The organism is Streptomyces sp. NPDC008137, assembly GCF_042957035.1.
Taxonomy (GTDB): domain Bacteria; phylum Actinomycetota; class Actinomycetes; order Streptomycetales; family Streptomycetaceae; genus Streptomyces.
The window spans coordinates 19,596-46,353 of the sequence record NZ_JBIBHN010000018.1 but is presented as its reverse complement, the minus strand read 5'-3'; the positions used below and the strand labels follow the sequence as shown (position 1 = coordinate 46,353).

23 protein-coding genes are annotated in these 26,758 nt (G+C 73.0%); 4 read left to right on the top strand and 19 right to left on the bottom strand.

The annotated features are described in order from the left end of the window. Positions 1–15 precede the first annotated feature (15 nt). The 3 genes from ACFZBT_RS25585 to ACFZBT_RS25575 are packed head-to-tail and all read left to right on the top strand — an operon-like array spanning position 16 to position 2,207. Entirely contained in the window at positions 16–225 is a 210-nt protein-coding gene (locus tag ACFZBT_RS25585; protein WP_391107561.1) for a hypothetical protein, read from the top strand. Continuing rightward, positions 212–1,603 carry an amidase family protein gene (locus ACFZBT_RS25580; RefSeq protein WP_391107559.1) on the top strand — a complete coding sequence of 464 codons (1,392 nt, stop codon included), beginning with the start codon at positions 212–214 and terminating at the stop codon, positions 1,601–1,603. The genes ACFZBT_RS25585 and ACFZBT_RS25580 overlap by 14 nt, the downstream gene beginning before the upstream one ends. A 58-nt stretch (positions 1,604–1,661) precedes the next feature. Then, the gene (locus ACFZBT_RS25575) at positions 1,662–2,207 is read left to right on the top strand and encodes a TetR/AcrR family transcriptional regulator C-terminal ligand-binding domain-containing protein (protein WP_391107877.1); all 546 of its coding nucleotides are present in this window, start codon (positions 1,662–1,664) and stop codon (positions 2,205–2,207) included. 29 nt (positions 2,208–2,236) lie between these two features. Here ACFZBT_RS25575 and ACFZBT_RS25570 read toward each other — a convergent pair whose 3' ends face one another. After that, the gene (locus ACFZBT_RS25570; RefSeq protein WP_391107556.1) at positions 2,237–2,662 is read right to left on the bottom strand and encodes a GNAT family N-acetyltransferase; all 426 of its coding nucleotides are present in this window, start codon (positions 2,660–2,662) and stop codon (positions 2,237–2,239) included. A 159-nt stretch (positions 2,663–2,821) separates the two neighbouring features. On the opposite strand from ACFZBT_RS25570, the gene ACFZBT_RS25565 reads away from it, so the two are divergent. Continuing rightward, positions 2,822–3,484, top strand: coding sequence for a phosphatase PAP2 family protein (locus ACFZBT_RS25565; RefSeq protein ID WP_391107554.1), 663 nt, complete (start codon positions 2,822–2,824; stop codon positions 3,482–3,484). A 13-nt stretch (positions 3,485–3,497) separates the two neighbouring features. Here ACFZBT_RS25565 and ACFZBT_RS25560 read toward each other — a convergent pair whose 3' ends face one another. From ACFZBT_RS25560 to ACFZBT_RS25475, 18 genes are read right to left on the bottom strand one after another with little or no spacing between them, the layout of a single operon-like run. Next, on the bottom strand, positions 3,498–4,823 hold the full coding sequence (locus ACFZBT_RS25560) for a glutamate-1-semialdehyde 2,1-aminomutase (RefSeq protein ID WP_391107550.1): 1,326 nt from the start codon (positions 4,821–4,823) through the stop codon (positions 3,498–3,500). A 7-nt stretch (positions 4,824–4,830) separates the two neighbouring features. Next, the gene (gene rfbC, locus ACFZBT_RS25555; protein WP_391107547.1) at positions 4,831–5,382 is read right to left on the bottom strand and encodes a dTDP-4-dehydrorhamnose 3,5-epimerase; all 552 of its coding nucleotides are present in this window, start codon (positions 5,380–5,382) and stop codon (positions 4,831–4,833) included. Continuing rightward, on the bottom strand, positions 5,379–6,587 hold the full coding sequence (locus ACFZBT_RS25550; protein ID WP_391107544.1) for a polysaccharide pyruvyl transferase family protein: 1,209 nt from the start codon (positions 6,585–6,587) through the stop codon (positions 5,379–5,381). Before ACFZBT_RS25550 ends, rfbC begins: the two co-directional genes overlap by 4 nt. Beyond that, complete coding sequence (locus ACFZBT_RS25545; protein ID WP_391107541.1) at positions 6,584–7,531, bottom strand: glycosyltransferase; 948 nt, start codon at positions 7,529–7,531, stop codon at positions 6,584–6,586. The genes ACFZBT_RS25550 and ACFZBT_RS25545 overlap by 4 nt, the downstream gene beginning before the upstream one ends. Next, entirely contained in the window at positions 7,528–8,817 is a 1,290-nt protein-coding gene (locus ACFZBT_RS25540; RefSeq protein ID WP_391107874.1) for a hypothetical protein, read from the bottom strand. Before ACFZBT_RS25540 ends, ACFZBT_RS25545 begins: the two co-directional genes overlap by 4 nt. A 5-nt stretch (positions 8,818–8,822) precedes the next feature. After that, on the bottom strand, positions 8,823–10,106 hold the full coding sequence (locus ACFZBT_RS25535; RefSeq protein ID WP_391107538.1) for a DUF4910 domain-containing protein: 1,284 nt from the start codon (positions 10,104–10,106) through the stop codon (positions 8,823–8,825). Beyond that, on the bottom strand, positions 10,094–11,119 hold the full coding sequence (locus ACFZBT_RS25530; protein ID WP_391107535.1) for an NAD-dependent epimerase/dehydratase family protein: 1,026 nt from the start codon (positions 11,117–11,119) through the stop codon (positions 10,094–10,096). The genes ACFZBT_RS25535 and ACFZBT_RS25530 overlap by 13 nt, the downstream gene beginning before the upstream one ends. A gap of 3 nt (positions 11,120–11,122) precedes the next feature. Next, the gene (locus tag ACFZBT_RS25525; RefSeq protein WP_391107532.1) at positions 11,123–11,770 is read right to left on the bottom strand and encodes a PIG-L family deacetylase; all 648 of its coding nucleotides are present in this window, start codon (positions 11,768–11,770) and stop codon (positions 11,123–11,125) included. Continuing rightward, positions 11,767–12,561: a glucose-1-phosphate cytidylyltransferase gene (locus ACFZBT_RS25520; RefSeq protein ID WP_391107529.1), complete on the bottom strand. Its 795-nt coding sequence runs from the start codon at positions 12,559–12,561 to the stop codon at positions 11,767–11,769. The genes ACFZBT_RS25525 and ACFZBT_RS25520 overlap by 4 nt, the downstream gene beginning before the upstream one ends. Further along, entirely contained in the window at positions 12,558–13,793 is a 1,236-nt protein-coding gene (locus ACFZBT_RS25515) for a methyltransferase domain-containing protein (RefSeq protein ID WP_391107527.1), read from the bottom strand. Before ACFZBT_RS25515 ends, ACFZBT_RS25520 begins: the two co-directional genes overlap by 4 nt. Next, complete coding sequence (locus ACFZBT_RS25510; protein ID WP_391107524.1) at positions 13,794–15,038, bottom strand: glycosyltransferase; 1,245 nt, start codon at positions 15,036–15,038, stop codon at positions 13,794–13,796. It abuts the gene before it with no gap. A 2-nt stretch (positions 15,039–15,040) separates the two neighbouring features. Beyond that, positions 15,041–16,273 carry an O-antigen ligase domain-containing protein gene (locus tag ACFZBT_RS25505; RefSeq protein WP_391107521.1) on the bottom strand — a complete coding sequence of 411 codons (1,233 nt, stop codon included), beginning with the start codon at positions 16,271–16,273 and terminating at the stop codon, positions 15,041–15,043. 1 nt (position 16,274) lies between these two features. Continuing rightward, positions 16,275–17,813, bottom strand: a complete 1,539-nt coding sequence (locus ACFZBT_RS25500) for a right-handed parallel beta-helix repeat-containing protein (protein WP_391107519.1) — start codon at positions 17,811–17,813, stop codon at positions 16,275–16,277. 8 nt (positions 17,814–17,821) lie between these two features. Beyond that, a complete protein-coding gene (locus tag ACFZBT_RS25495) occupies positions 17,822–19,777 on the bottom strand; it encodes a heparinase II/III family protein (RefSeq protein ID WP_391107516.1) in 1,956 nt (651 codons plus the stop codon). Next, positions 19,774–21,945 (bottom strand): Gfo/Idh/MocA family oxidoreductase, encoded by a 2,172-nt coding sequence (locus ACFZBT_RS25490; RefSeq protein ID WP_391107513.1) that lies wholly within the window; start codon positions 21,943–21,945, stop codon positions 19,774–19,776. The genes ACFZBT_RS25495 and ACFZBT_RS25490 overlap by 4 nt, the downstream gene beginning before the upstream one ends. Then, positions 21,942–23,858 (bottom strand): asparagine synthase (glutamine-hydrolyzing), encoded by a 1,917-nt coding sequence (gene asnB, locus ACFZBT_RS25485; RefSeq protein ID WP_391107510.1) that lies wholly within the window; start codon positions 23,856–23,858, stop codon positions 21,942–21,944. Before asnB ends, ACFZBT_RS25490 begins: the two co-directional genes overlap by 4 nt. Before the next feature lie 3 nt (positions 23,859–23,861). Beyond that, positions 23,862–25,388 (bottom strand): Wzz/FepE/Etk N-terminal domain-containing protein, encoded by a 1,527-nt coding sequence (locus ACFZBT_RS25480; protein ID WP_391107507.1) that lies wholly within the window; start codon positions 25,386–25,388, stop codon positions 23,862–23,864. Further along, positions 25,385–26,749, bottom strand: coding sequence for a Wzz/FepE/Etk N-terminal domain-containing protein (locus ACFZBT_RS25475; protein WP_391107504.1), 1,365 nt, complete (start codon positions 26,747–26,749; stop codon positions 25,385–25,387). The genes ACFZBT_RS25480 and ACFZBT_RS25475 overlap by 4 nt, the downstream gene beginning before the upstream one ends. Positions 26,750–26,758 lie beyond the last annotated feature (9 nt).

The window sequence follows — 26,758 nt, the reverse complement described above, 5'->3', positions numbered from 1 at the left end:
TCACATGGGGAGCCCATGGCCCGCACCGAACTCACACCCCCGGAAGCAGCCCGCTGGGCCCACCGCGCCGGGCTCGCCCTGCCGGCCGACCGGCACGCCGCGGTCGCTGCCACCGCCGACCACATCCACTCCGTGGTCGCCGTCCTGCGCGAACTCGACTTCGGCGACACACCGCCCGCCCCCGCCTATCGCGCCGCACAGGAGGCCCACGATGCAGCCGTATGAACTGACCCTCGGCGCCGCCGCCGACCTGATCCGGGCGCGGCGGCTGTCCCCCGTCGAGCTTGCCGACTCCGTGCTGGAGCGCGTCGAAGAGATGGAGCCGCGGCTCGGGGCCTATGTCACCGTCACCGCCGAGCGCGCCCGCCGGGCCGCGCTCGAAGCCGAGCAGGACATCGCGGCCGGCCGGTACCGCGGTCCGCTGCACGGCGTCCCGATGGGGCTGAAGGACCTGATCGACGCGGCCGGACTGGCGACGTCGGCCAGTTCCCGGGTCAGGGCCGGCCACCGCGCGCGCACCGACAGCACCGTCGCCGCCCGTCTGTCGGCGGCCGGAGCCGTCCTGGTCGGCAAGACCCACACCCACGAGTTCGCCTACGGGCTGACCACCCCGCAGACCGGCAACGCCTGGGCCCTCGACCGGGTCGCCGGCGGCTCCAGCGGCGGATCGGCGGTCGCCGTCGCCGCGGGCACCGCCACCTTCGCACTGGGCACCGACACCGGCGGATCCATCCGCGTCCCCGCCGCGCTCAACGGGGTCGTCGGCCTCAAGCCGACCTACGGCCTCGTCCCGCGCCACGGTGTCACCCCGCTGTCCTGGTCCCTGGACCACGTCGGCCCGATCACCCGCACCGTCGAGGACGCGGGCCTGGTCCTCGACGCCCTGGCCGGCCACGACCCCCGCGACCCCGCCTCCCTGGCCACACCCCCGGCGGACCACCGGCCGACCGAGGGCACCGACCTGACCGGACTGCGGATCGGCGTGCCGCGCACCTGGTACTTCGACCACGTCGACGCCGAGGTGGAGGCCGCCGTCCGGAACGCGATCGACCGGCTCCGGGATCTCGGTGCCCGGCTCGTCGACGTCGAGATCCCCATGACCCGCTACATCCAGGCCACCCAGTGGGGCCTGATGGTGCCCGAGGCCACCGCCTACCACGAGAGCACCCTGCGCACGGTCCCCGAGCTCTACCAGGCCGACGTCCGCATCCTCCTGGAGGCCGGGGAACTGATGCCCGCCGGCGACTACTTGCGGGCCCAGCGCTCCCGCACCCTCATGCGGCGGGAGTGGGCGAGCATGCTGCGCGACGTCGACCTGATCGCCGCCCCCACCCTCCCCGCGACCGCGGTCCGGGCCGGCCAGGAGACGATCACCTGGGCCGACGGCACCGTCGAGGGCGTCTCGGACGCGTTTGTGCGGCTCTCCGCCCCCGCCAACATCACCGGCGTGCCCTCCCTGTCCGTACCGGTCGGCCACGACACCGAGGGTCTGCCGATCGGTATGCAGCTCCTCGGCCGGCCGCTCGGGGAGAGGCTGCTCCTGCGGGTCGGCCACGCCTACGAACAGACCCGGCCCGCCCGCGAGCTCGCGCCCGCGGCCTGAATGAGCACCGCCCCAGACGCAAAGGGTTCGCTTTAAGGTGGGTGCCGTGAGCAGACAGATGGTGCGCCCCGGCGGCCGCAGCGCCCGGGTCCAGGCATCGGTGCACGCCGCCGTGCGCGAACTCGCCTCGGAGCTGGGCCGTGACGCCCTGACGGTGCCGCTGGTCGCCCAGCGCGCGGGCGTCACACCGTCGACGATCTACCGCCGCTGGGGCGACCTGACGGCACTGCTGTCGGACGTGGCCGTCGAGCGCCTGCGGCCCGACACCGCGCCCGGCGACCACGGCACCCTGGCGGCCGACCTGACGGCCTGGGCCGAGCAGTTCCTCGACGAGATGGCCTCGCCCGCCGGCCGCGCCTACATCCGCGACGCCCTGCTCGGCGACCCGGACGGCGGCAACGCCGGCCAGTGCTCGGCCTACGCCGCCGAGCAGATCGGCCTCGTCCTCGCCCGCGCGGCCGGACGCGGGGAGCGGACACCCGACGTCGAGACGGTGATCGACCGGGTCGTCGCACCCGTGATGTACCGCATCCTCTTCCGCCCGGACGGCCTCGACGCCGCCTACGCCCAGCGGCTGGTGGCCGGGGTCCTCGCCCCGGCCTGAGACCCTCCCCAGCCGATGAGGGGCCCGCCCTAGCCGATGAGGGGCTTGACCCAGCGCCGCCAGTGGTCCTCGCGGTGGTAGCCGGCCGCGGCCCAGGTGTGATGGGCCTGTTCGTTGGCCTCCAGGACCATGGCGTCGACGCGTCGCCCGCCCAGGGCGGCGAAGCGCTGTTCGGCGGCCTCCAGGAGGGCGGTGGCGATGCCCTGCCGGCGGTGGTCCGGATGTACGGCGAGCCGGTAGGCGGAGCAGCGCCATCCGTCGAAGCCGGCTATGACGGTGCCGGTGAGGAGCCCGTCGCGCTCGGCGAGGAGCAGGGCCTCGGGGTCTCGTGTGATGAGGCGGGCCACTCCGTCGTGGTCGTCGCTGATGCTGGTTCCTTCCGCGGCTTCGCGCCAGAACCGCAGCACGGTGTCGATGTCCGGGAGGGTCGCGCAGCGGATGTGAAGATCGCTCATGGGACGAGCCAAGCAGAGCGCCGACCTGTCCGGCGATCGGGTTTCAGTACCCGGACACCGCCTGTTGGTTAGGGTGGCCACCAGAGACTGACGGCGCCCGAGCGGGCCGAGTCGGACACGACGGGGGGCTCGTTCGTGGGGAGTTGGCGCCCGGCAGTCATGGCCGCCCATCGGTCGGTGCCCGCGGTGCTGCCCCCGGCGCTGCGCGTGTGGCTCGGGCTGATCGCGGCCCTCGCCGCGCTGATGGTCGTCGCGCTCGGGGCCCTGTACGCCGGGCACGGCGAGCCCGGCACGGTGGACGGGTGGATGCAGCCGGCGGTCGACGGTGCGCGGCCGCCGTGGCGGTACCTCGCTCTGGCCACGGACTTCCTGGGGGAGCCCCTGGGAGCGGCGGCGCTGGTCGTGGCCACCGTGACGGGCTGCCTGCTGCTTCGCCACCCTCGCGCGGCGGCGTTCGTCGTCGCAGGCGCAGGCTTGACCGTGGGGACGACGAAGCTGCTCAAGCCCCTGGTGGGACGCACCATTCACGGCGCCGACAGCCTGTCCTACCCGAGCGGGCACACCGCCTTCCTCACCGCGCTCGCCCTCGTGGCGGCGCTGCTCGCGGTCGGCCGGCTCGGCCTCGGCCGGACGGCCGGCACGGTGCTCGTGCTCACCGCGGCGCTCGTCGCCGGCGCCGCCATGGGCTGGGCGCAGGTCGCCCTCGGCGCGCACTACCCGACCGACGTCCTCGGCGGCTGGTGCACCGCGCTGGCGGTGGTACCGGCGACCGCGTGGCTGGTCGACCGGGTGGCCGACGCCGGTCGCCGGGACCGTCCTTGACGTCGCGTCAGGTTCATACCGAGCGGCGGAACACCGGTTTCACGGCTCGTCCGGCCAGCCAGGGGGTGGGGTCGGCGGCGTCCAGTGCCTTCCGGTACACCGCACACGCCTGGGCCACCACATCGACGGTGTGATCGATGTCGGCGTCGTCGAGCGCGCTGCTCACCACGAACGACGGGGCCAGCACCCCGCCCGAGAGGAGCCGGCGCAGGAACAGGGTGCGGTACTCCTGCGACGGTTGCAGGTTCTCGTCGAGGGTGGCGAAGACCAGGTTGCTGGCCCGGCCCCGGACGACGACGTGGTCGCCGACGCCCATGCTCGCCGCGGCCTCGCGGACACCGGCCGCCAACCGCTCGCCGAGCGCGTGCAGCCGGGCGGTGATCCCTTCCTCGACGTAGGTGGCCTGCACGGCCATCGCGGCCGCCAGGGAGTGGGTTTCCGCGCCGTGCGTGGTGGACAGCAGGAACACCCGCTCGCCGGAGTGCCGCAGCCCGCCCCGCTCCATCAGCTCGCGGCGCCCGGCCAGCGCGGACACGGCGAACCCGTTGCCCAGCGCCTTCCCGAACGTGGAGAGGTCGGGGACGACGCCGTACAGGCCCTGGGCACCCGCCTCGGACCAGCGGAAGCCGGTGATCATCTCGTCGAAGACCAGGACGCAGCCGTGCCGGTCGGCGAGTTCGCGCAGTCCGGCGAGGTAGCCGGGCGGCGGCTCGGTGTGGGTGGCGGGTTCGAGGATCAGGCAGGCGACCTCGTCCCGGTACCGGCTGAGCAGTTCCTCCGTGGCGGCCAGGTCCCCGTAAGGGAACGTCACGGTGAGGCCGGTGGTCGCCGCGGGAATGCCGGCGGCCATCGGCGTGGTGCCGATGAACCAGTCGTCGACGGAGAAGAACGGATGGTCGGCGCAGAGGGCCACCCGGGCACGACCGGTGGCGGCGCGGGCGAGGCGTACCGCGGCGGTGGTGGCGTCGGATCCGTTCTTCGCGAACTTCACCATCTCGGCCGTCGGCACCGTGGCCAGGAAGCGTTCCGCGGCCTCGACCTCGACGATGGACGGCCGTACGAAGTTGCCGCCGCGGTCGATCTCCCGCCGCACCGCCTCGGTCACGCGCGGGTGGGCGTGGCCGAGGCTGACCGACCGCAGGCCGGAGCCGTACTCGACGTAGCGGTTGCCGTCGACGTCCCACACGTGGGCGCCGCGGCCGTGGCTGATGACCGGGGCCAGGTTCTCGGGGTACTGGTCGTCGCCCTTGGCGTAGGTGTGCGCGCCCCCGGGGACCATTGCGTGCAGCCGCTCGTTCGCCGCCTGCGACCGGGGGAGATGGAACTCCTCAATGTCCATGCCGACTTCAGCTCTCTCTCTGCTTCAGGACCTCGGCGAGGCTCGGCGCCTCCCGGTCCCGCTGGGACATCGATGTGGCAGGCAGCGGCCAACGGATCGCGAGTTCCGGGTCGTCGAAGGCGATCGTCACGTCCTCGGCGGGATCGTGCGGGCGGTCGATCCGGTACGAGGTGTCGGCGGTCTCGGTCAGCGCCTGGAAGCCGTGCGCGCATCCCGCCGGGATGTACAGGGTCGTCTGCGTCTCGCCGGACAGCTCGAAGGTGGCCACGTTGCGGTAGGTCGGTGAGTCCGCCCGCAGGTCCACGACGACGTCGAAGATCCTCCCGTACGAGCACCGCACCAGCTTGGCCTCGCCCTTGCCGGAGCGCAGGTGCAGGCCGCGCAGCACGCCCCGGACGGAGCGGGACATGCTGTCCTGGACGAAGGCGTCCGGGTCGAGGCCCACCGAGCGGACCACATCGGCGTCGAAGGTGCGGCAGAAGAAGCCGCGTTCGTCGGCGTACGGCGTCGGCTCGAAGAGGAACGCGCCCGCCACCTCCGGGACTTCGGTCGCCTTCATGGAGTCTCCTTCGCTGAGAACGACGAGAACAGGGCTGCCGTCAAGGCGGTGAAGTGGGCTGCGAGTTGCCGGGCGGCGGCCTGGTTCCGCTCCGCCAGGGTCTGCCGTAGCTCCGCCGAGCGCTTCTCCAGCGCGCGGAACTGCTCCAGCAGCCGGTCGGCGTCTACCTCACGGGCCGGATGGCAGTACGCGGCGAGGCCCATCCGGTCCATGAGGGCGTCGCTCTTCGCCGCGTAGGTGAGGGCGAGGGTCGGCGTTCCGGTCTTCAGCGCGCAGACCAGGTTGTGATACCGGGTCGCCACCACGGTGTCGGCTGCCGTCGTCTCCTTCATCAGATCGGCCAGCGAAACCGCCTCCGCGGCCGTGACCAGCGGCGAGTCCACCGCGTCGAGGATCGCGGCGACCACCGGCGCGTCGCACGCGTCACCGGTGAGCAGCCGCACCGGCCTGCCGTCCTCGACCAGCGCCCGTACGAAGCGGGTTGTCCCGTCGAGATAGCGACGGTGGATCTCCTCGGCACGGCCGCGGTCGTCGTTGCCGCCGTGGAAGTCCATGACGCCGACGCAGACCAGGCCCGGCGGGCCTGACGGCCCGCTCGCCGGTGGTGCCGGCAGGGCGAACGCGAGATCCGGGTGGACCTCGTCGCGCGCGGTGTCCACGCCCATCTCCCGCATCGCGTCGCGGGACAGGGTGTCGCGGTACGACCGGTAGGCGGCCAGCCGCGCCGACCGGCGCACCAGGGCACGGGTCGCCCGGTCGCGGATCGGGGCGGCGCCGACGCCGACCAGCGCGACCCTGGTGCCGAACAGCCGGCCGGTCGCGCAGAGCAGGAACAGGGAGTACGGGAAGCCCCACGGCCGCAGCGGCAGCGTGGCCTCCAGTACGCCCATGCCCGGCACGATCACCACGTCGTGCCGGCGGACCCAGGCGGCGGTGCGGACGACGTCGACGAGTTTGCCCAGTCCCTTGCCCACGATCGCGCCCGCACGTGACGCGGTCCGGTACTCCCCGCGGTACCAGTGCAGCCGCGTCGCGGCGATCCCGTACCGGGCCGTGACGACCTCGGGTCCGCCGCACAGCGCGTCCACGACCGCGTCCGGGTGCTCGGCGCGGAGGTACCCGAGAACAGCTTCGAGCGATCCGTCGTTGCCGAGGTTGCCGGAGCCGAGCAGGCCGAACACCCCGACGCGTAGTGGAGTTCTCATGTCCGCCGCCCCTCGCGCCCTGCGACGAGGCCGTCGATGGAGAGGGTGAGCCCGGCCGGGTCGACCGGGGAGCGGTCCTCGACCCGCTCGCCGGCGCCCGGCCGCACCCGGCTGGTCATCCACGCGGCCAGGTGGCGGTAACAGGCGCGCCGGTCGGCCGCGGACAGCGGCGCCCGCTGGATCGCCGAGACGAAGCCCAGAACGTACTCGGCCAGCAGCCGGGGCGTCGGGTGCAGCGGGCCCGCCCGGCGCGGGTCCAGGTTGACGCACCGGGAACGCTTGGAAGGGTTCGCCCGCTCGGCGCGGGTGGGGTGGTCGCGGCGGAAGTACAGCAGCTCCGGCACCTGGTGGAAGGGGCCCTGCAGGACGAGCTGGGCGACGAACGTGCGGTCCGCGTGGTGATAGCTGTCGTGCGGCTTCACCCGGCGCAGCATGTCGGCCCGCATCACCCCGTAGAAGTCGTCGCCACCGGGCTCGAACAGGAAGCTGCGGAAGCGCTCCGGCGCGTGCGGGGAGGCGGTGGCGAGCCCGTACTCGTACGGGACCGTCACCTTCCCTTCGCCGTCGATGACCGCCTGGTCGGAGTGCGCGAGGACCACGTCCGGCCGCGCGTCCAGCGCCTGAACGCAGCGCCGCAGCAGGTCCCGGGCGTAGAGGTCGTCGTGCGAGGCCCACTTGAAGAGCTCGCCGCGGCACTCGGTGAACACGTAGTTGTGGTTCGGCGCGGCGCCGATGTTCCGAAGCAGCCGGATGTACCGGATGCGTGAGTCCTGTGCCGCGTACTTGCGGCAGATGTCCTCGGTCCCGTCGGTCGAGGCGTTGTCGGAGACGACCAGCTCGAAGTCCTCGTAGGTCTGGCCGAGCAGGGCGTCGAGCGACTCGGCCAAGTACTCCTCGCCGTTGTACACGGGCAGGCCGATGCTCAGCCGGGGATGGGCGGTCATGACGTCCTCACTTCAGGTATGGGTTCCTTCAGGCGCTCGCGCAGGGCCGACCGCAGCTGGAGCCACCACACGGCCGAGCCGGCGAGGGTCGCGGCGGCGACGCCCCAGGCCGAGCCGACCGTGCCGGCCAGGGCCGCTCCGCCGAGCCCGCCGGCGACATAGCAGGCGGAGGCGAACAGCTGGCAGCGCAGGCTGCGCCGGGCCGCGGCGAGCGCGCGCAGCCCGGCCGCCGCGCCGGTGCCGAGGCCGGCGCCCGCGACGCCGAGGGTGACCGGCACGATGAGCTGGGCGGTGGAGTGCCAGACGTCGCCGAGCACGAACTCGCCGAGCCGGTCCGGCATCAGGAGCAGCGCCCCGCCCCAGAGCAGCGCGGCGACGGCCTGCCCGCCCCCCAGCAGGAGGCAGAACCGGCCGAGGCGGTACGGGGCCCGCCGCAGCACCCGTGCCGCCTCCGCGACGGTGACCAGCGACAGCCCCATCAGCACGGCGAGGAACGGCCCGAGCAGGAGCTCGGCGCCCCGCACCGCGCCCACCGCGCCCACCCCGGCGATCGCGCCGAGCCCGTAGGCCCGCAGCTGGCTCGCGCCGCTGAGGCTGACGTTCTCGACCAGGTACCGGTAGCCGAGGTCGCGCTGCTCGCGCAGCCACGCGCGGGCCCGGCTCACCCGGGGCAGGATGCCGGACTGGACGTAGCCGTACGCGGCGGCCACCGTGGCGGACGCGCCCCAGGCGAGCACGAAGGCGGCCACGCTGCCCACCCGGGCCGCCACCACCATGGCCGGGACGAGCGCGACGCCCCACACGACGTCGTTGACGAACGCCTTCCGCCCGGTGCCGGCGGCGAAGAACGCGTACCGCCAGGCATCCTGGAGCAGCAGCCCCGGCAGCATGACGCCGAGGCAGGCGAACGCGGGCCCCACGCGCCCGCCGAGCGCGAGACCGGCCACCAGACAGGCAGCTCCGATGGCGGCACCGACGCCGAGGGCGGTACCCGACGACCGGGCCACCGCACCCCGCCAGGACGCGTCGGACACGCCGCTGAAGCGCACCACGAGCGGATCGGTGGCCAAGCCGCGGGAGACGTTGAGCACCACGCCGTACGTCACCCAGGCGAGGCTGAACACACCGAACGCGGTCACCCCCAGCGAGCGCGCCACACAGATCCCCACCGCGAAGTTGCTGATGCTGGAGGCCGCCTGGTCGGCCAGCCCCCAGGACAGCCGGCCGGCGAAGGCCCGCCGGGGGGATCCCGCCGGTGCCGTCGCCTTCTCCTCGCCGGTGGCCATCCGCGTCATGCCTTGATCAGCCCGGCGCCGTGCAGGGCGCCGGCCGCGGCGGCGACGGTGTCGAACGGCAGCCCGGACCGCTCGGCGACGTCCAGCAGACCGTGCTCGCCGTCGGAGAGGCTGAGCACCCAGAGCATGGCCAGCTGGGCCTGCTTCGCGTCGCTGCGCCCGCCGAGCGAGTCGTACAGCCCGCGCCTGCCGAGCTGTGGTTCGCCGTAGGGACTGAGGTTGACGTACCGCCGGTTGCGGTCCAGCACCGAGAACGCCTCGCGGCAGACGGCGAGGGTGTCCGCCATCGCCTCCGGGGAGACGAAGTCCGGGTTGTCCGCCGACGTGTGGTACTCGGGGTAGCCGGCGTACGGGGTCCGGCTGAGCGAGCCCACGCCGAGGTCGAACCCGGGCGAGCAGAACTGCCGCTCGTCGTAGCCGTACGGCGTGAACTCGGTGATGCGGTGCGGGCGTTCGGAGGCGGTCAGCACATGCCGCAGCACCCGGTCGATCTCCGCGTCGCCGCGCCTGCTCTGCTTGTACGTCAGTTGCCCCGGGTCCCCGGCGCAGGCCAGCACGAGGCCGTGCTTGACCCGCTCGATCCGCTCCGCGTTGCGGGCCAGCCAGGTGATCGCCCCGATGGTGCCGGGCGCGAAGATGAACCGGTAGGTGTAGTAGGGCGTCTGCTCCGCCAGCGCCCGGGCCAGGAACGTCGCCACCGCGATGCCGGCCAGGTTGTCGTTGGCCAGCGACGGGTGGCAGACGTGGCAGGAGACGATCACCTCGTCGGAGACCTGCCCGGGGGCCACGTGCTCGGCGTAGGTGAGGTGGCCGTCCGCGAGGGTGGAGTCGACGCACACCTCGTAGTCGCCGTCCGGCAGCGCGTCCAGGGTCTCCTGGGCCAGGCAGAACCCCCATTCCGGCTTGTAGTAGCTGGTGCGGTACGGCACCCAACCGGGATGGTCCGGCAGGGTGTGCAGGTGTTCGCGCAGCTCGGACAGCGGCATGGTCCGCGACACCGGCACGCTGTAGCCGAGCACGTGCAGACTGGACGCGGCGAAGTCGACGACCCGGTCGCCGGCGGCGTCCGCGATGTAGGCGTCCCGGATGTTCCACTCCTGCGGCACCGTCCAGTCGAGCACCTGCGTCCCGGTCGGTACCTCGTGCACCCGCAGCGGGACGTACTCGCCGACGATCTCCAGGGTGGCGCGCACCCCGTCGCCGGTGATGCTCCGGCAGAGCGGGTAGAGCCGCTCCACCAGGGCGTGCATCTCCTCGCCGACAGCGGTCATCGGCGCCATCGCAGGGTGTCGTCGACGGCACCCGCGTCGGACGCCGCGCGCAACACGGCGAGCCGGGTGAAGCGCCGGTCGAAGTCCTCCTGGGTGAGGCCGTGTTCGCGGTAGGCGTCGGCGAGTTCGAGCGCGCCCCGCTTCACCGTCCACTCACAGTCGAAGCCGGGGATCGCGGCGCGGAACCGGGAGAAGTCCACCCGGTACGACCGTGGATCGGCGCCGTTCTCCCCGGTGATCACCACCTTCGAGCCGGACACCGCCTCGGCGACCTGCTCGGCGATCTCGGCGACCGTGACGTTGTTGGCCTCGCTGCCGATGTTGAACGCCCGGTCGTGCACCGCTTCCCGTGGCGCGGTCAGGGCGGCCGTGAAGGCACGGGCGATGTCGGCGGCGTGCACCAGCGGCCGCCAGGGGGTGCCGTCGGAGAGCACGAGCACCTCGCCGGACAGCAGCGCGTGGCCCACCAGGTTGTTCAGCACGATGTCGGCGCGCAGCCTGGGGGAGTAGCCGAAGGCGGTGGCGTTGCGCATGAACACCGGAGTGAAGTCGCCGTCGGCCAGCGCGTGCAGGTCGTCCTCCACCCGCACCTTGGACTCCGCGTACGGCGTCACCGGGCGCAGCGGGGCCTCCTCGCCCACCAGCTCGTCACCGCCCGCCGCGCCGTAGACCGAGCAGGTGGACGCGTACAGGAAGCGCCGCACCCCGGCGTCGCGGGCCAGCCGGGCCAGCCGTACGGAGGCGTGGTGGTTGATGTCGTAGGTGAGCTCCGGCGCCAGCGATCCCAGCGGGTCGTTGGACAGCGCGGCGAGGTGGATCACGGCGTCCACCCCGGCCACGTGGTCGGCCGTGACGTCGCGCAGGTCGACGCGGTGCCCCGACGGGTCCGTGGGCGACGGGCCCAGGACGCAGTCGGCGAACAGTCCGGCGTCGAGGCCGACGACCTCGTGCCCGGCGGCGGTGAGGACCGGGGCCATCACGGTGCCCAGGTAGCCCTGATGTCCGGTCAGCAGTACGCGCATGGTTCATCCCCCCAGATGGAGCGTGAGTTTGGTGACGTCGAACGCCTCGGCGTAGCGCTCGTGGCATTCGATGCCGCGGATCCGTGCGAGACCGAGGAAGGCCTCCCGGTCGTACCAGGGCCGGTGCCGCTGCGAGGGGTAGTGCTCCTGCAGCAGCCGGACCTTCCGTTCGGCGGTCTCCGGGGACAGCGGCTGGTACGCCGTCGGACGGCCGAGATCGCCGTCCCACTTGACGATCTCGTAGCCCAGTACGAGGTGGTCGCGGAACGCGGTGGGCAGCAACCGCGCCAGGCCGCGGTGGTCCTGGTGCGCGTCCCCGGTGCGCGGTGCGAGGATCAGGTCCGGCTCGGTCCGCTCGCGCAGCTCCTCGACCGCGGCCTTGGCCTCCTCCCAGTGCGCGGGCAGCCGGCCGTCCGGCAGCTTGAGCACGGTCAGCCGCAGATCGGCGCCGGGGCAGAACGCGGCGAGCGCGGCCCGCTCCTCCTGCTCCCGCTCGCCGCCCCCGCCGGAGAGCACCAGCGCGTCGACGCGGACACCCGGCCGCGCGAGGCACAGCGTCAGCAGCGTGCCGCCCGCGCCGATGGCGATGTCGTCGCAGTGCGCGCCCACCGCGACGATCCGGTCCAGGGGCCCGGCCCCGAGCCGGATCACGCCCCCGCTCCGACGCTGTCCCGCTCCCACACGGCCCACGGGCGGTCGCCGCGGGCATACGCTTCGTCGAGCGCGGCCCGTTCCTTCACGGTGTCGGTCGGCTTCCAGAAGCCGCGGTGCCGGTGCGCCACCAGCCGCCCCTGCTTGGCAAGCCGGGCGCAGCCGTCGGCCACCAGGTCCCCGTTCTCCGGGATGTGGTCGAAGACCTCCTGACGGAGCACGAAGTAGCCGCCGTTCTCCCACAGCGGCATGTCGCTCACCGCGGTGATGCCTCCCACCAGGCCGTCCTCGCCCAGGTCCACGCAGTGGAACGAGGACTGCGGCGGCACCACCATCATCGACGCGCCGGCGTCGCGGCGGGCGAACCGGTCGATCATCTCCGGCAGCGGGGCGTCGGTGAGCACGTCGGCGTAGTTGGCGAGGAACATCTCGTCGCCGTCCAGGTGGTGCCGCACTCGGCGCAGCCGCTCCCCGATCGGCGACTCGATGCCGGTCTGGGCGAACGTGATCGTCCAGTCGGCGATGTCGGTGGACAGCAGCTCGGTGCGCCCGTCCCGCAGCACGAAGTCGTTGGAGGTCGTCTCCTCGTAGTTGAGGAAGAAGTCCTTGATGTGATGGGCCCCGTACCCGAGGCACAGGATGAACTCCTTGTGCCCGAAGTGGGCGTAGTAGCGCATGACGTGCCAGATCAGCGGCCTGGGGCCGACCATCGCCATCGGCTTGGGCACGTCGTCCGCGGCACCGCTCCGCATCCGCATCCCGTAACCGCCGCAGAACAGTACGACCTTCATGCCTTGACCTCGACAATGCTCAGTTCCGGGATGGGAAAGACCAGCCGGCCGCCCCACTCGCCCACGAAGGACAGCTGCTCGACCAGCTCGGCCCGCAGGTTCCACGGGAGGACGAGCACCCAGTCCGGCTTGTCGGCGGCTATCCGCTCGGGCGGCAGGATCGGAACGCGGGTGCCGGGTGTGAACCTGCCGTGCTTGTAGGGGTTGCGGTCGACCGTGTACGCGAGCAGGTCGGGCCGGATGCCGCAGTGGTTGAGGAGGGTGTTGCCCTTGCCCGGGGCGCCGTAGCCGACGACCGTCTCACCGCGCTCGGCCGCCTCGATGAGGAACCGCAGCAGGTCCCGGCGCACCTTGGCCACCCGGGCGGAGAACTCCGTGTACCCGGACAGCTCCTGGAGCCCGGCGGCCTTCTCCCGGGCCAGCACGTCGGCCACCCGCGGGGTCGGCTCCCCGGCCACCTCCGCGGGCCGGGCCCACAACCGGATGGAACCGCCGTGCGTGGGCAGCAACTCGACGTCCACGAGTGCGAGTCCGCCGCTCGCCAGGGCCCGGATCGCGGACGCGACCGTGTAGTACTGGAAGTGCTCGTGGTAGATCGTGTCGTACTGGTTCTCCTCGATCAGGGTCAGCAGGTGCTGCACCTCGACGGAGACCCAGCCGTCGTCGGCGACCAGGGCCCGCAGCCCTTTGGTGAACCCGACCACGTCGGGGATGTGCGCGTACACGTTGTTGGCCACGACCAGGTCCGCCGGGCCGTGCTCGGCGCGGACGGCCGCGCCGGTGTCCGGGCTCAGGAACTCCGTGAGCGTGGGCACACCCGCGTCCCGCGCCGCGGCGCCGACGTTCACCGACGGCTCGATGCCGAGGCAGCGGACGCCGTGGTCCACCACATGCCTCAGCAGGTACCCGTCGTTGCTCGCGACCTCGACCACGAAGGCTTCGGCGCCGAGGTCCAGCCGCTGGACCGCGTCGGTGACGAACGTGCGCGCGTGCTCCACCCAGGACGTCGAGAAGGACGAGAAGTACGCGTACTCGCTGAACGTCTCCTCCGGCGTGATCAGCGGCGGGATCTGCGCCAGCCAGCAGTCGGTGCAGACCCGCAGATGCAGCGGGTACGCCGGTTCCGGCAGGTCCAGCTGGTCCGCGGCGAGAAAACTCTCGCAGGGCGGTGTCGCCCCGAGGTCGACGACGCTCTCCAGCGCCGCCGAGCCGCAGAGTCTGCATCGTGTCATTTACTGCCCCCCATTGATTCGGTCCCCATCGATTCGGTCCCCGTTTGATTCCGCCCGCCCCGCGATCGCGGAGCGGTACCCCGCCACCAGTCGCTCCAGCCCGACGGCCGGACTGAAGCCCTGCTCGTACCGGCGCCGGGCCGCCCGGCCCATCTCCTGGTTGCGGGCCTGCCCTGCCGTGATCCGGCGCAGGCGGTCCGCGAGCGAGGCGGTGTCGCCCGGCCGGTGCAGCAGCCCGGTCACCTCGTCCTCGACGAGTTCGACGAAGGCCCCGTGACCGGCGGCGACGACCGGGACCCCCGCGGCCATCGCCTCGACGACGACCAGGCCGAACGCCTCCAGCCACGTCGAGGGAGCCACCACGGCGACGGCACGCGCGATGGCCTTCTGGCACTGGGCCGTGTCGTACAGGCCGACGTAGCGCACGTCGTCCCGGCCCGCCGCCCAGGCGGTCACCTCCGGCTCCAGCGGCCCCGAGCCGGCGATCACGAGCGGCACGCCCACACCGCCGCTCGCCGCGACCTCGTCCCACGCGGCCATGAGCAGCCGCACGCCCTTGGCCTCCGCGAGCCGGCCGAGACAGAGCAGATGCTCACCGGCGCCCTCGCGGCAGGTGCCCGGTTCGGGCACGAAGTTGTGCTTCACCGTCAGCCGCTCGGCCGGCATGCCGGCCCGCACCAGGACGTCGCGCTGCGCCGCGGAGATGCAGAAGAACCGCTCCACGCCGGACCACCACCGCCGCCGGTTGACCGACAGACTGACCGCGAGCGGCACCGTGGCCAGCCGGGAGTTCCGGTAGCAGCCGTGCCGGACGGCGGGCAGTGGCGTCGACCCGACGCACGCGGTGCACGGCCGGCCGTCCCGCTGCAGCGTGCCCGGCGGACAGACCTGGGTGTAGTTGTGCAGCGTGGCGACGGCGGGCACGCCGGCGTCGGCGCAGGCGGCCAGCACCGCGGGCGACAGCAGCGGGAAGACGTTGTGGACGTGCACCACGTCCGGGCGCTCGGAGCGGAGCCGGGCGGCGAGCTCCGCGCGGACCGCCGGGTTCCACGGCACCAGCAGCGGTATCGCGGCCTTGCCGGGCAGGGAGCGGGCGGCGATGTCGTCGCTGCGCCGCTCGAACACCCCGACCCGGTGACCGGCTTCGCGCAGCAGCGCCACCTCCTGGTCGACGACCTTGTTCTCCCCGCTCGGCTGCGCCGAGGCGTAGCGGTTGTGCACTACGAGCACGTGAAGGCCGTGCATGGTCAGATCACCTCCGTTCGCCGCGCCCAGCGCGGGACACGTCGGTCAGGGAGTTCGGGCGTCGGGAGGGGCGTGGCCGCGGCAGGCGCGGCCAGCAGCGAGGCCGCCACCGCCAGATGCAGCAGATACGGCGAGGCGTCGCCCAGTCCGGCCTCGGTGTACGACGCGATCGCGCAGTAGCTGATCAGGAAGATCGCGCAGGCCCTCGGCAGTGACGGCGGCCGCAGCAGCGCGACGCCGCCCAGCACGACGAAGACCGCCGCCACCAAGGCGACGCCGACCAGACCCTGCTCGTGGTAGACCGCGAGCCAGCTGTTGTCGATCGGCAGCCCGCCGAACGACTTGTCGCCCAGGCCCGCCCCGAACCACTGCTCCGAGGTCGTCCGGTCGGCTGCCAGCAGGGCGTTCCAGACCTTGGCCCGGCCGGTGAGGCTGGTGAAGTTCTCCTGGCTCTGTCCGCGCAGGAACCACGCCTGCAGCGCGGAGCTGAACCCCACCGCGGCCACGGCGGCGCACACCACCGCCCAGGCGAAGAACCGGCGGGCGGCGGCGCTGGTCAGGACCAGGGAGCCGATCGCCAGCGCCAGCCCGGCGAACAGGCCGAGCGTGGCCGTGCGGGTATGGGTCAGCGCGAGCAGGACGAGGGCCGGCACGATGATCACCGCCGCGCTGGTCCTGTCGGTCCGGCGGCCCAGCACGAGAAGCACGGTGAGCCCGATGATCACCGCGGCGTACTGTCCGATCTGCGGCGGGGTGAGCGGCCACAACGCGCCGACCAGCCGCCCGCCGTAGAGTTCGGGCAGCGCGGCCCCCGGTGAGATGGCCAGGCCCGCGGCCACCGACCCGAGGACCGCGAAGTACATCCGGATGTGGTGCCGGACGTACGTCAGGCCGCCGTCCCACCAGCGGCTGAGCAGCCACAGCGTGGTGACGAAGAGGGCCAGCCGGGCGCAGCGGAACAGCGCGCCGAACCCGGACTCCAGGCTCGCGCTGGAGATCACGCTCACCACCAGCAGCAGGGAGAGCAGGAACACGAAGGCACTGGCCCGGACGCGCAGCCGGACATTGACGGCGAGCGCCAGCGCGAACGCGGCGACCAGCGCGCCCATGGTGACCATCTGGATGAGGGAGCGCGGCAGCGGGACGATGGTCTTCGCCCCGGCGGAGCCGAGCGTGTTGAGGATCAGCAGCCCCCAGGCCGTACCGACGATCCTCGGCACATGCGACGTGGACATCTCACCCACCGTCCCGTGCGCGGAAGGTGCTGCCCGCGTCCTGCCGGTACGGCGTGCCCTGCCACTGCCCGAAGTCGAGCACCCGGCTCGGGTCGTGGGCGACGAACTTCCACGGCCCCACGTAGACGTTGTCGTGCCAGCGGTTGTGCTGCCCGCGGGTGATCGCCTCCGCCACCCGCTCGCCCTGGTAGGGCGACCAGTCCGGATAGGTGCCGTAGTTGGCCAGCACCGCCATGCGGTCGCACTTCACCGTGCACCCGACGGCGGACGGGTCCAGCACGAAGCGGTTGTGGTGGATGTCCACCCGCTGGGTCTTCCACCGGCAGTCGGCGTAGAGCGGTGCCCTGCCGATCCCCGGCCGCGCGCAGCGGTCGGTGTCCTTCACCAGCAGCGTGCAGTCACCGGACGAGGTGTTGGCCGGGCTGTTGCAGAACCGGTCGGCGTTCTCCCACAGGGTGATCCCGGACCAGTTGTCCTCCAGCACGTTCCGGTAGATCTCGATCTTGTCCGTGCGGGCCCGGACGCGGGGTTCGCCGCCGGACTCGGACAGGTAGACGGTCGCGAACGGGAAGTTGTCGCCTCGGTCGGCGGCTCTGCGGCCCTCGACCCGGTTGTTCCGCCGGATCGTGTTCTTCCGGATGACCGCGTTGTAGCTGGTCTCGTAGATCAGCGCGGCACCGTCGTTGGCCTCCAGCACGTTGTCCTCGATGCGGAAGTCGTTGTTGTTGGTGTCCGCCCACAACCCGGCTCCGCGGTTGTCGTGCACCCAGTTGCCGCGCACGTCGGCGCCGTCGACGGCCCAGAACTTGACGCCTCCGGTGCAGCCGCAGCCTTCCCGCCGCCGCTCCCAGTCGTCGGTGTTGTTGCCCGTGATCTCGTTGCCCTCGACCACCAGGCCGCTGATACGGCCCTTGGCCTTGTACGCGTTCATGCCGTACTGCCCGTTGTCGCGCAGGCAGCTGGCGCGGACCCGCTGGCGGGCCCCGGCCATCAGCCCGGCGCCGGAGTTGTTCCGGATCGTCGCGTGCTCGATCACCCACCCGTCGGCCGAGTCATGGTTGACCACGCCCTCGTTGTGCGGCGCGACGAAGCCCCGCACGGTCAGGTGCCGGATGGTGACGTCGCGGGCGGTGCCGCCGAACGCGTACTGGTTGGTCTTCCGGCCGTCGAGCACCGCGCCCGGCGCGCCGAGATAACGGTTCCCCTTCTTGGGGATGACCTGGGCGTAGCGGTCCGGTTCGAGCCTGTGCCTGCCCGGCCGGAGCCAGAAAGTGGTGTTCGGCGGGTTGCTCTTCGTCTTCGCGGCCAGGTCACCGGTCACCGTGGAGTCGACCGTCACCGCGCCCGCCGGTGCCTTCGCCGGCCCGGCCTCGGGCTCGGCGCACACCCGGGCCACGGAAGGGGCCGTGGCCGTGGAGGTGGACGGCGCGGCGGCCGGCTCCGGCCGCGCGCCCGGCGTGCTCTCGCAGCCGGTCGCCGCCAGCAGGGCCAGCGCCAGCGGAACCGCCGGTAACGCCCGGTGCCGCCACTTGATCCCCACGTGACCCCCTAGCCGTGGAACGCGAGGACGGTGGTGAACCCCGGCCCGCCGTCGGCGAAGCCGGTGCCGACCAGCGTGGTGGAGGGCTCCTTGCGCCCGAAGCCGGGGGAGTACCAGCCCAGTGGCGGATCGGTCTCGCCGCGACGCGCCCGCCAGGACAGCTGCCCGGGCAGGTCGAGCGTCGCGGAGCGGTCCTCGCCGTCCCGGCTCCAGCTGAGCACGGCCCGGTTCTCCACCAGGTCAGCGCTGATCGCCGGGCCGAGGTGGAACGCCAGACGCACGGCCCGGCGCGGGCCGCGCACCTCGTCGACCACCCTCAACTCCCGGCTCGCGTACGTCAGTTCCACCCTGCGCCGGTGCACGGAGCCCTGGTAGCCGTCGTGCTCGGCGCTCCAGCGGGTCACACCCTCACCGGCGGTGTCCGCGACCAGGACGCGGCTGCGGGCCTGCCGGGTCCACAGGAACGGGCCGCCGGAGACGGACTGGTCACCGCCGTCCAGTTCCAGGGTGTTGTGGCCGAGGGTCGACCGGAAGTACCGCCGCCACTCGGGCTGCCCGTGGTAGCAGTACGTCCCCGGGTCGGCGAGCACGTCGACCCCGTCGTGCCGGACCTCCACGGACAGCGCGTCGGCGTGGGCGTGCGCGGCGATGGACAGGAACCCGTGCGGACCGCCGTCGCAGCGGCACCAGATCTCCCCGGGGCCGCGCAGGACGGTCATGCCCGCGTCGGCGAAATGGGCCGGCCGGCTCGCCGGGCGCGCGGTCGCCTTCCTCGCGTACGGCCGGATGAGCGCGGCCAGGAGCGGGGTGCGCACATCGGTGCCGGGCACCGCCGGCCACCAGGCGAGCCGTCCGAACACGGCGTCCCCGGTGGCCAGCAGCGAGCCCCAGCGGTCGGTGCCCGCCCCGTCCACGACCAGTCCGTGCCCGTCGTCCGCGTCCCCTTGGCGCGGCGGCCGCAGCCGGTTGTCCACGACGGCCGCGAGCGCGTCGGTCATCCGCAGCAGCACCAGCCGGATCGTCGCGGGGACCGGCACGGCGGCGGCATCCGCCTCCGCCACCGCGGCCAGGCCGAGTTCCAGCACCAGCCCGTGGTACTCGGTGGCCAGCTCGCGGTTGAGGCCGGAGGGGAAGGTGTTGGCGCGCAGCCGCCGCTCCAGGGACCGCAGCGCGTCGGCCCGCCAGCGCTCCGAGGAGGGGAACCACCCGAACGCGCAGGCCGCCGCGAACTGCCCGGCGGTCTCGGCGATGACGTGGTTGTTCGCCGAGGACCCCCGGCTGGGGAAGGCGGCCAGCCAGCGCTGGTGGTGCCAGATCTGGTTCAGCGCCACCGGGTTGCCCTCGAACAGCCCGGCCGCGCCCGGCCAAGCGTCGAGCAGCCGGCGGATCCACACCCAGGACAGCAGCCGGATGCCCAGCTCGATGCCGCTGATCCAGTGCACGCCCCGCAGCGGCGGGTTGGCCGTCCACCAGGACCGCAGGTGCGCGGCCACGCGCTCGGCGTACCGCTCGTCCCCGGTGATCGCGTAGGCGGCGGCGAGCACGGTGAGGTACTGATGCCGGGACGGCTCCCAGATCTGCTTGATGTCCCCGACCGCGTCCTCGCTGCGGTACGGCACGTCGAAGGCGTAGACCGACGGAGCCCGGCGCCCGGTCTTCGGGTCGTGGCACCAGTCCGGGTCGGTCAGGTCGCCGCGGTCCACCCCGAAGTACGTGGCGTGCCCGGCCATCAGCCGGTCCGCCTCGGCGACGAGACGCTTCGCGGCGTCCGGCGGCACCGAGTCGATCGTCCCGGGAGGCAGGAGGGCGGTGAACCGGGCGCCGGTCACGCTCGGGCAGTCCGGCGGCGCCGACCGCCACAGCCGCCTGCGCACCACGTCGCCCGCCCGGCCGCCGACCTCCCGTGGTCCCATCCGGGACAGCCGCCGTAAGTACCAGCCCGCGCTCCCCGAGGTCACCGTCATCGCGTCCTCGCCAAGGTCACCGGCGCGCCGCCTGCCAGACCGGCCCGCACCGCGAGAGTGGCCGACGTGGTGGCGACCAGCGACTCCAGCGGCACCGGCATCGGCCCGCCGGTCCGCACGGCCTTGACGAACGCGGCCAGCTCGGCGTTCTGCCCCTTGTCCCGGGCCCTGGGCAGCCGTGAACTGACCCACTTCTTGCGGCCGTGGACCGAGGCACGGACGAAGTCGTCGAGCCGCAGCACCTTGCCGTCCGCGACGAGGTCCAGCGTCTCCTTCGGGAAGCCCGGCGCGCCGGTGGTGACGTAGCTGATGGTGGCGGTGGACCCGTCCGGGTAGCGCAGCACGACCTGCGGGTCGTCGTTGCCGGACGTGGCGACCGCGTACACCGAGACCGGGTCGGCCCCGAGCAGCCAGCTCGCCGTGTCGATGAAGTGCCCGCCCTCGCCCTCGAACCGCGAGCCCTCCGTGCCCTGCCGGAGATACCAGCTGCCCTGCTGCAGCCGGCCCGCGTTGACCAGGTAGCGCAGGCTCGCCGGACCGGTCCGGGCGCCGAAACGCGCCTTGGCCTCCTGCAGCAGCGGCGCGAACCGGCGGTTGAAGCCCACCTGCAGCCGGTCGTTGCCGGACTCCTCCACCGCGGCGAGCACACTCGCCAGTTCGTCCTCGGTGAGGGCCAGCGGCTTCTCCACGAACACGGCCTTGCCTGCCAACAGAGCCCTCCGGGTGAGTTCGGCGTGCGAGCTGTGCCGGGTGACCACGAACACCGCGTCGACCGACGTGTCGCCGAGCACGGCGTCGAGATCGGTGGTCGCCTCCGCGAAGCCGAACTTCCGCTGCGCGTTGGCCCCGGACAGCGCCGTGGTGGTGACGACCGTGGACAACTCCACGCCGTCGCGCCCGGCCAGGTGCGGCAGCAGCATGGACGTCGCGTAGTTCCCCGCGCCGACGAACGCCAGGCGCACCGGCGTCCCGGCGGCACGGGCCGGACTCCGTTTCACGTTCACCGGGGGAACGGCCACCGCCGGAGCCTCGGCCTCCACCGTCTGTTCGGGGTACCGGAACAGCACGGCCACGGCCTTCAACCCGCCGTCCTTCAGGCGCTGGTACGTCTCCACGGCGTCATCGAAGTCGGCGACGTGGGAGACCAGGGGCTCCACGTCGACCCGGCCGCGGGCGGCGAGATCGAGGAAGCACGCCAGGTTGCGCCGCTCGGTCCAGCGCACATAGCCGATCGGGTAGTCCCGGCCCTCCAGCTCGTACTCCGGGTCGTAGCGCCCGGGGCCGTAACTGCGGGAGAACCGGACGTCGAGCTCCTTCTCGTAGTACGCGTTCCACGGCAGGTCCAGGCGGCACTTGCCGATGTCGACGACCCGGCCACGGTCCCGGCAGAGCCGCGCGGCCAGCTCGACGGGCTGGTTGCCGCCACCGCCGGCGGCCAGATACACCTGGTCCACGCCGTGACCGTCGGTGAGTTCGGCGACGGCGGCTTCCACGGCCGCCGACTCGGGGTCGCCGCAGGCCGCCGCGCCCATGCGCTCGGCGAGATCGCAGCGCACCGGGTCGGGGTCGACGCCGACGACGCGGACCCCTGAGGCGGTGAGGAGCTGCACCACCAGCTGCCCGATCAGCCCGAGGCCGATGACCAGGGCCACCTCGCCGAGCTGCGGCTCGCCCTGACGGACGCCCTGCATCGCGATCGACCCGACGGTACCGAAGGCCGCGTGCCGCGGTGCGAGGCCGTCCGGCACCGGGACGTAGAGGTTCTTCGGCACCCAGTTCAGCTCGGCGTGCAGCGCGTGCTCGTTGCCCGCGCAGGCCACGAGGTCCCCGGCCTTCACATCGTCGACCCCGGCGCCGACCCGCTCGACCACACCGCACAGCGAGTAGCCCAGCGGCGTGTAGGAGTCCAGCTTGCCCACCACCTTGCGGTAGGTGGCGGGCACCCCGTTGGTGGCCACGCTCTGCATGACCTTGGCCACCTGGTCCGGGCGGGAGCGGGCCTTGCCCAGCATCGACATGCCGGCCTCGGACACCTTCATGACCTCCGTGCCGGTGGAGATCAGCGAGTACGCGGTACGCACCAGCACCCCGCCCGGCTTGCACTCCGGCACCGGCACGTCGAGCAGCGCGAGCTCGCCGCTCTTGTAGTTCTGCACAACCTGCTTCACTCAAACTCCCCAGACGTCGCGCCGCGATACCAGTACTCGAGGGTCAGCACATGCCATAGATGCTTGGAGAAGTCCCGCTGCCCGGCGGCGTCCTGGGCGACCATCCGCCGCAGCGCGTCGCGGCGCAGCAGCCCGGACCTCACCAGCTCGCCGTCGTGCACCACCTCACGCACCAGCGGCGCGAGGTCCCGGCTCATCCACGCCCGCAGCGGGGCACTGAACAGGCCCTTGGGCCGGTACACGATCTCCCGGGGCAGGACCGAGGTGGCCGCCTCCTTCAGGACCGCCTTGCCCTGCCGCCCGACGATCTTCCGGTCACCGGGCACCGCGAACGCCGCCCTGACCACGTCGACGTCCACATACGGCACCCGCACCTCGGTCGAAGCGGCCATGCTGGAGCGGTCCGTGTAGGTGAGGTTCAGGCCCGGCAGGAACATCCGGGCGTCGCCCAGGCACATGCGGTTGACGAAGTCGTCGAGGTCGTTGTCCTCGTAGACGTCCGCGTGCTCGGTCAGCACGTCCTCGACCGCCGGGGCCAGGTCCGGATCGACCAGGGCGAGCAGCTCGTCCTGGTCGTACATGGTGTAGCTGCGCCGGAACGCCGTCTCCTCCGGCAGCTCGGCGAAGGACAGGAACCGCTTCGCGAAGCGCACCGACCGGTACCCCCGGCGGGCCGAGGCGACCGGCAGCCGGTCCACGGCCCTGGACAGCCCGCGCCGCAGGGGCCGCGGTACGCGCTGGTAGCGCAGCGCGAGCAGATTGGCCAGATGCTTGCGGTACCCGGCGAACAGCTCGTCGGCGCCCATCCCCGACAGCATCACCTTGACCCCGGCCTCCCGCGCGGCCGTACAGATCAGGTACGTGTTGATCGCGGCGGGATCACCGATCGGCTCGTCCAGGTGGTACGTCATCCGCGGCAGCAGATCGAGCACGTCCGGGGCGATCTCGATCTCCCGCAGGTCGACGCCGAACCGCCCGGCCACCCGCCGGGCATAGCGCAGGTCGTCGGGCATCGCCTCGAACCTGGCGTCCTCGGCGCGGAACCCGATCGTGTAAGCGGAGATCCCGGGCTGGTGACGGGCCGCCAGGGCGGTCAGATAGCTGGAGTCGAGCCCGCCGGAGAGGAAGGTCGCCACGGGTACGTCGGAGAGCATGTGCCGCCGGGTCGACTCCTCGACGACGGCGGCCAGGTCCGGCAGTTCGCCGCCGCGGGCCCGCTCCCGGCCCTCGGCGGCGACGTCCTTCAGCCGCCAGTACCGGCCGCGCTCCACCCGTCCGTCGGGCCGGCACCTGAGCCAGCTCCCCGGCGGCAGCTTCTCCGCCTCGCGGAACGCGCACCGTGAGTCCGGGACCCAGTAGTAGAGGAGCGAGGCCACCAGCGCCGCGTGGTCGACCTCCAGCGCCCCGCCGGTGGCGGCGGCGAGCGCCTTGAGTTCGGAGGCGAACACCAGGCCCTCACCCCGCCGGAGCAGGAACAGCGGCTTGATACCCAACTGGTCCCGGGCGAGGACCAGTTCACCGGTCCGTTCGTCGAAGATCCCGAAGGCGAACATACCGCGCAGCCGGGGCAGACAGTCCGTGCCCCAGCGCCGCCAGGCCTCCAGCAGCACCTCGGTGTCGGAGGTCCCGCGGAAGCGCACCCCGGTGGCCGCCAGTTCGGCACGCAGCTCGGGCGCGTTGTACAGCTCGCCGTTGTACGTCAGGGCGAGGCCGCCCGAGACCATCGGCTGGGCGCCGGTCTCCGACAGGTCGATGATGGCGAGGCGACGGTGCCCGAGGTGCACCTCGCCGTCACCGGCGGGGTGGCTGTACCGGCCCGCCCCGTCCGGGCCGCGGTGTGCGAGGGTGTCGGTGAGCCGGTCGGTCACGATCTTCCCGTCCGGCCATCGGTACGTGCCTGCGATGCCACACATGTCCTACCGTCCCTCCTGGTCGCTGTCCGGGACGCCCGCCGCCCGCATCGGCAGCCGCTCCGTCGGCCGCCGGGTTGTCCCGTTCTGCCGGGCCGGCCGCTCGTCGTGGCCGCGCGGCGTGGTGTACGGGCCGTTCCACAGGGTGCCGTCGGTCCGGTCACGCGGATCGGGGTCGATCAGGACCACGCCGAGCACCGGGATGCGCTGGTCCGCGAGCTGCCGCGCCACGGTGTGCAGCCACGCCGCGCTGCCGTGCCCGGCACGGACGACGAGCACGGTCCGGGTGCCGAGGTACCGGAGGTCGGTCCATGCCGTGCCGGGCGCCACCGAGCCGACGCCGAGCAGGAGTTCCTGATGTGACCCGGCCGCGGCCTCCTCGCCGCTGATCACGGCCGGGTCTCCCGGCTTGGGGCGACGGTCCGCGAGCCGCCGGCCGGGCAGACCGTCGACGACGGCCACCGGCCCCTGTGCCGCCAGTGCCCCGGCGAGGTCGAGGGCGATCGCGCTCGCGCCGCGCGCGCAGCCCAGTTCCAGCAGCGACACCGGTTCCGCGGAGCCCCGTACGGTGCGGGCCAGGGTCGTGGTGAGCCGTTCGCGTGCCGCCCTGGTCCGTCGGCGCTGCCACATTCCGGCCCGCGCCGTACGGGGCAGCTCCGCGATGACCGAGGCGCCGAGGTTCGCCGCGATGTCCCGGCGCAGCACGGGGCGGTCCGCCACCACCGTGCCGACCGCGGCCACCGCGAGTCCGAGGACGAGCCCGAGGACGAGACCGATCGCGGCGTTGGTGGCGGCGGTCCTGGGCAGGGAGTGCCGCACCGCGTGCGGGGCGTCCACGATCCGCGTGCCGGCGATGAGCTGGGGCGTGCCGATGCGCGCCTCCGCGGCACGCTGGCCGAAGTCGGTGATCCGCGAGGTGAGTTCGGCCCGGCGGGCGAAGAGCGACTCCATGTCCGCCGACGCCTTCGGGTCGCTCTCCGGCGGCCCGTCCCCGATCGTCTTGTTGACCTGGGCGAGTTCGTCCCGCATCCGGTCACGCTGGTCGAGCAGGGTCTTGGCCTCGGCGTTCGCGGCTTCCCGTATCCGCTTCACATGGTCCGCTACGAACGCGTCGGCCAGTGCCTCGGCACGGGCCACCGCTTCCGCGTCGCTGTCCCCTGTCGCGTCGATCCGCAGCAGGTTGTTGGTCAGGCCGGTCCCCGCGTAGTCCCGCATGAAGTCCTCCGGCTTCTCCGGGGACCCGAGGGACCGCAGGGCCTGGCCGGCGATCCGCGTGGTCCGCAGCAGTTCGACGTCGGTGCGGATCAGCGTTCCGGGGTCGTTCGGCTGGTCCTCCTGATGCGCGACCAGCACCTTGGTCACCGCGGTCGGCGGTGGCGGCAGCAGGATCGCCACCGCCGCGCCGACGAGCAGCCCGAGCAGCGCCATGGAGCTCCAGAGGCGGCGGCGCCTGCGCACCGCCACGACCAGTGCCTGCAAGTCCAGCAGCGGGGCGGGGGCCGACGACTCCGATGTCGTTCCGGTCGTCGTCACACCGAACCTCCTGCCGCGTTGTCGCCGGCCGCGAGCGCGGGCGCGGCATCCCGAGGACGGCCGGCGGACCGCGCGGGACGGGCGCGGACCGCGCCGGCGAGGACGCTGCCCACGACCTCGTGCCGGGCGTCCGCGCACGCCTCGGCGATGCCCGACAGCTCCCCGGCGGTCCGGCTGCCCGCGCTGAGCACGACCAGGGCGCCGGACTCGTGGCCACGGTCGGGCACCATCGGCTGGGACACCGACACGCTCACCACCCTCAGCCGCGGATCGCCCTCGGCCTCGGCGGCCAGCAGCCCGGCGGCCCGGTGGGCGATCTCGTCGCCTTCCGGGACCACGACCAACAGCCGTCGGGGGGAGGACACTTGCTCTCGCAACCGGGCGCACACCCGCCGGTAGCGGAGCCGCCTCCCGGCCTCGTCGCCGGACGTCTGCGGACTCGGCAGGTCCCACCGGGCGTCGACGCCCAGCAGCCGGCGGATCCGGGCCCGCGGGCCGTCGTCCTCCGGCCGGTGCGCGGGCGGTTCGGCGGGAACGTCGACGGCACCCAGCGGCGCCGAGCCCAGCGCCGCCGCGATCTCCGGTTCGCCGCGCAGCCGGCGACTCGTCCGCGCGGCGGTGAGATGGCCGATGACACCGAGCAGGAAGAACAGCAGCGCTCCGCCGCCGACGAGCTGCGTCCTCGTCGGCGGTGCCTCGCCGTCCGGGCGGGCCGCCGGCCCCATCACCACCATGTTGGCCTTGCCGGCGGCCGGGTCGGCCTCGTCCAGCTTCTTCACGGCCTCCTGCAGCGTGGTGCGCAGCTTCGCCAGCTCGGTGCGGGTCTGCACGCTCTCCACGGTCCGCCCCGGGTCGGCCGCGTCGGCCAGCTCGGTGATCCGGCGGCTGGTCCGCACCACCAACTGCCGCAGTGCCTCGGGCCGCGCCGCCGCCTCGGAGTCGCCGTCCTCGCCCGCGATCCGCGCGGCGAAGGCGACGAACTGCTGTGCCACCTGGTCGGAGAGCCGCTGCGCGCGCTCCGGGGTGTCGGCCGTGCCCGAGATCTCGATGATGTTCCCGTCGGCGGCCTCGGCGCTCACCCGGTCCCGCAGCTCACCGCCGCTGACCCCGGCCCAGTCGAGTGTGGCGGCCGCACGGTCGACCACCACCGAACTGCTCGCGATCTGTGCCTGGGTCAGCAGCTCGCGCTCCTCCCACGCGCCCGGCAGCAGTACCGACGCCGACGTCGTATAGCGCGGGGGAAACAGCAAGGAGGTGCCGTAGCCGACGAGCGCGCCCAGGACGGCGAGGAAGAGGAGAAGCCGCCCGCGCCGACGGATAATCCGCCCGATCGTGACCAGGCGTATCGTTTCATCGTTCAACTGTGCTGC

Coding starts and splice junctions, on each gene's coding strand:
- ACFZBT_RS25580 (WP_391107559.1), top strand. CDS start 212: ATGCAGCCGTATGAACTGACCCTCGGCGCCGCCGCCGACCTGATCCGG.
- ACFZBT_RS25550 (WP_391107544.1), bottom strand. CDS start 6,587: ATGAGAACTCCACTACGCGTCGGGGTGTTCGGCCTGCTCGGCTCCGGC.
- ACFZBT_RS25520 (WP_391107529.1), bottom strand. CDS start 12,561: ATGAAGGTCGTACTGTTCTGCGGCGGTTACGGGATGCGGATGCGGAGC.
- rfbC (WP_391107547.1), bottom strand. CDS start 5,382: ATGAAGGCGACCGAAGTCCCGGAGGTGGCGGGCGCGTTCCTCTTCGAG.
- ACFZBT_RS25560 (WP_391107550.1), bottom strand. CDS start 4,823: ATGGACATTGAGGAGTTCCATCTCCCCCGGTCGCAGGCGGCGAACGAG.
- ACFZBT_RS25530 (WP_391107535.1), bottom strand. CDS start 11,119: ATGCGCGTACTGCTGACCGGACATCAGGGCTACCTGGGCACCGTGATG.
- ACFZBT_RS25565 (WP_391107554.1), top strand. CDS start 2,822: ATGGCCGCCCATCGGTCGGTGCCCGCGGTGCTGCCCCCGGCGCTGCGC.
- asnB (WP_391107510.1), bottom strand. CDS start 23,858: ATGTGTGGCATCGCAGGCACGTACCGATGGCCGGACGGGAAGATCGTG.
- ACFZBT_RS25505 (WP_391107521.1), bottom strand. CDS start 16,273: ATGTCCACGTCGCATGTGCCGAGGATCGTCGGTACGGCCTGGGGGCTG.
- ACFZBT_RS25510 (WP_391107524.1), bottom strand. CDS start 15,038: ATGCACGGCCTTCACGTGCTCGTAGTGCACAACCGCTACGCCTCGGCG.
- ACFZBT_RS25540 (WP_391107874.1), bottom strand. CDS start 8,817: ATGGCCACCGGCGAGGAGAAGGCGACGGCACCGGCGGGATCCCCCCGG.
- ACFZBT_RS25585 (WP_391107561.1), top strand. CDS start 16: ATGGCCCGCACCGAACTCACACCCCCGGAAGCAGCCCGCTGGGCCCAC.
- ACFZBT_RS25545 (WP_391107541.1), bottom strand. CDS start 7,531: ATGACCGCCCATCCCCGGCTGAGCATCGGCCTGCCCGTGTACAACGGC.
- ACFZBT_RS25570 (WP_391107556.1), bottom strand. CDS start 2,662: ATGAGCGATCTTCACATCCGCTGCGCGACCCTCCCGGACATCGACACC.
- ACFZBT_RS25515 (WP_391107527.1), bottom strand. CDS start 13,793: ATGACACGATGCAGACTCTGCGGCTCGGCGGCGCTGGAGAGCGTCGTC.
- ACFZBT_RS25495 (WP_391107516.1), bottom strand. CDS start 19,777: ATGACGGTGACCTCGGGGAGCGCGGGCTGGTACTTACGGCGGCTGTCC.
- ACFZBT_RS25535 (WP_391107538.1), bottom strand. CDS start 10,106: ATGGCGCCGATGACCGCTGTCGGCGAGGAGATGCACGCCCTGGTGGAG.
- ACFZBT_RS25575 (WP_391107877.1), top strand. CDS start 1,662: ATGGTGCGCCCCGGCGGCCGCAGCGCCCGGGTCCAGGCATCGGTGCAC.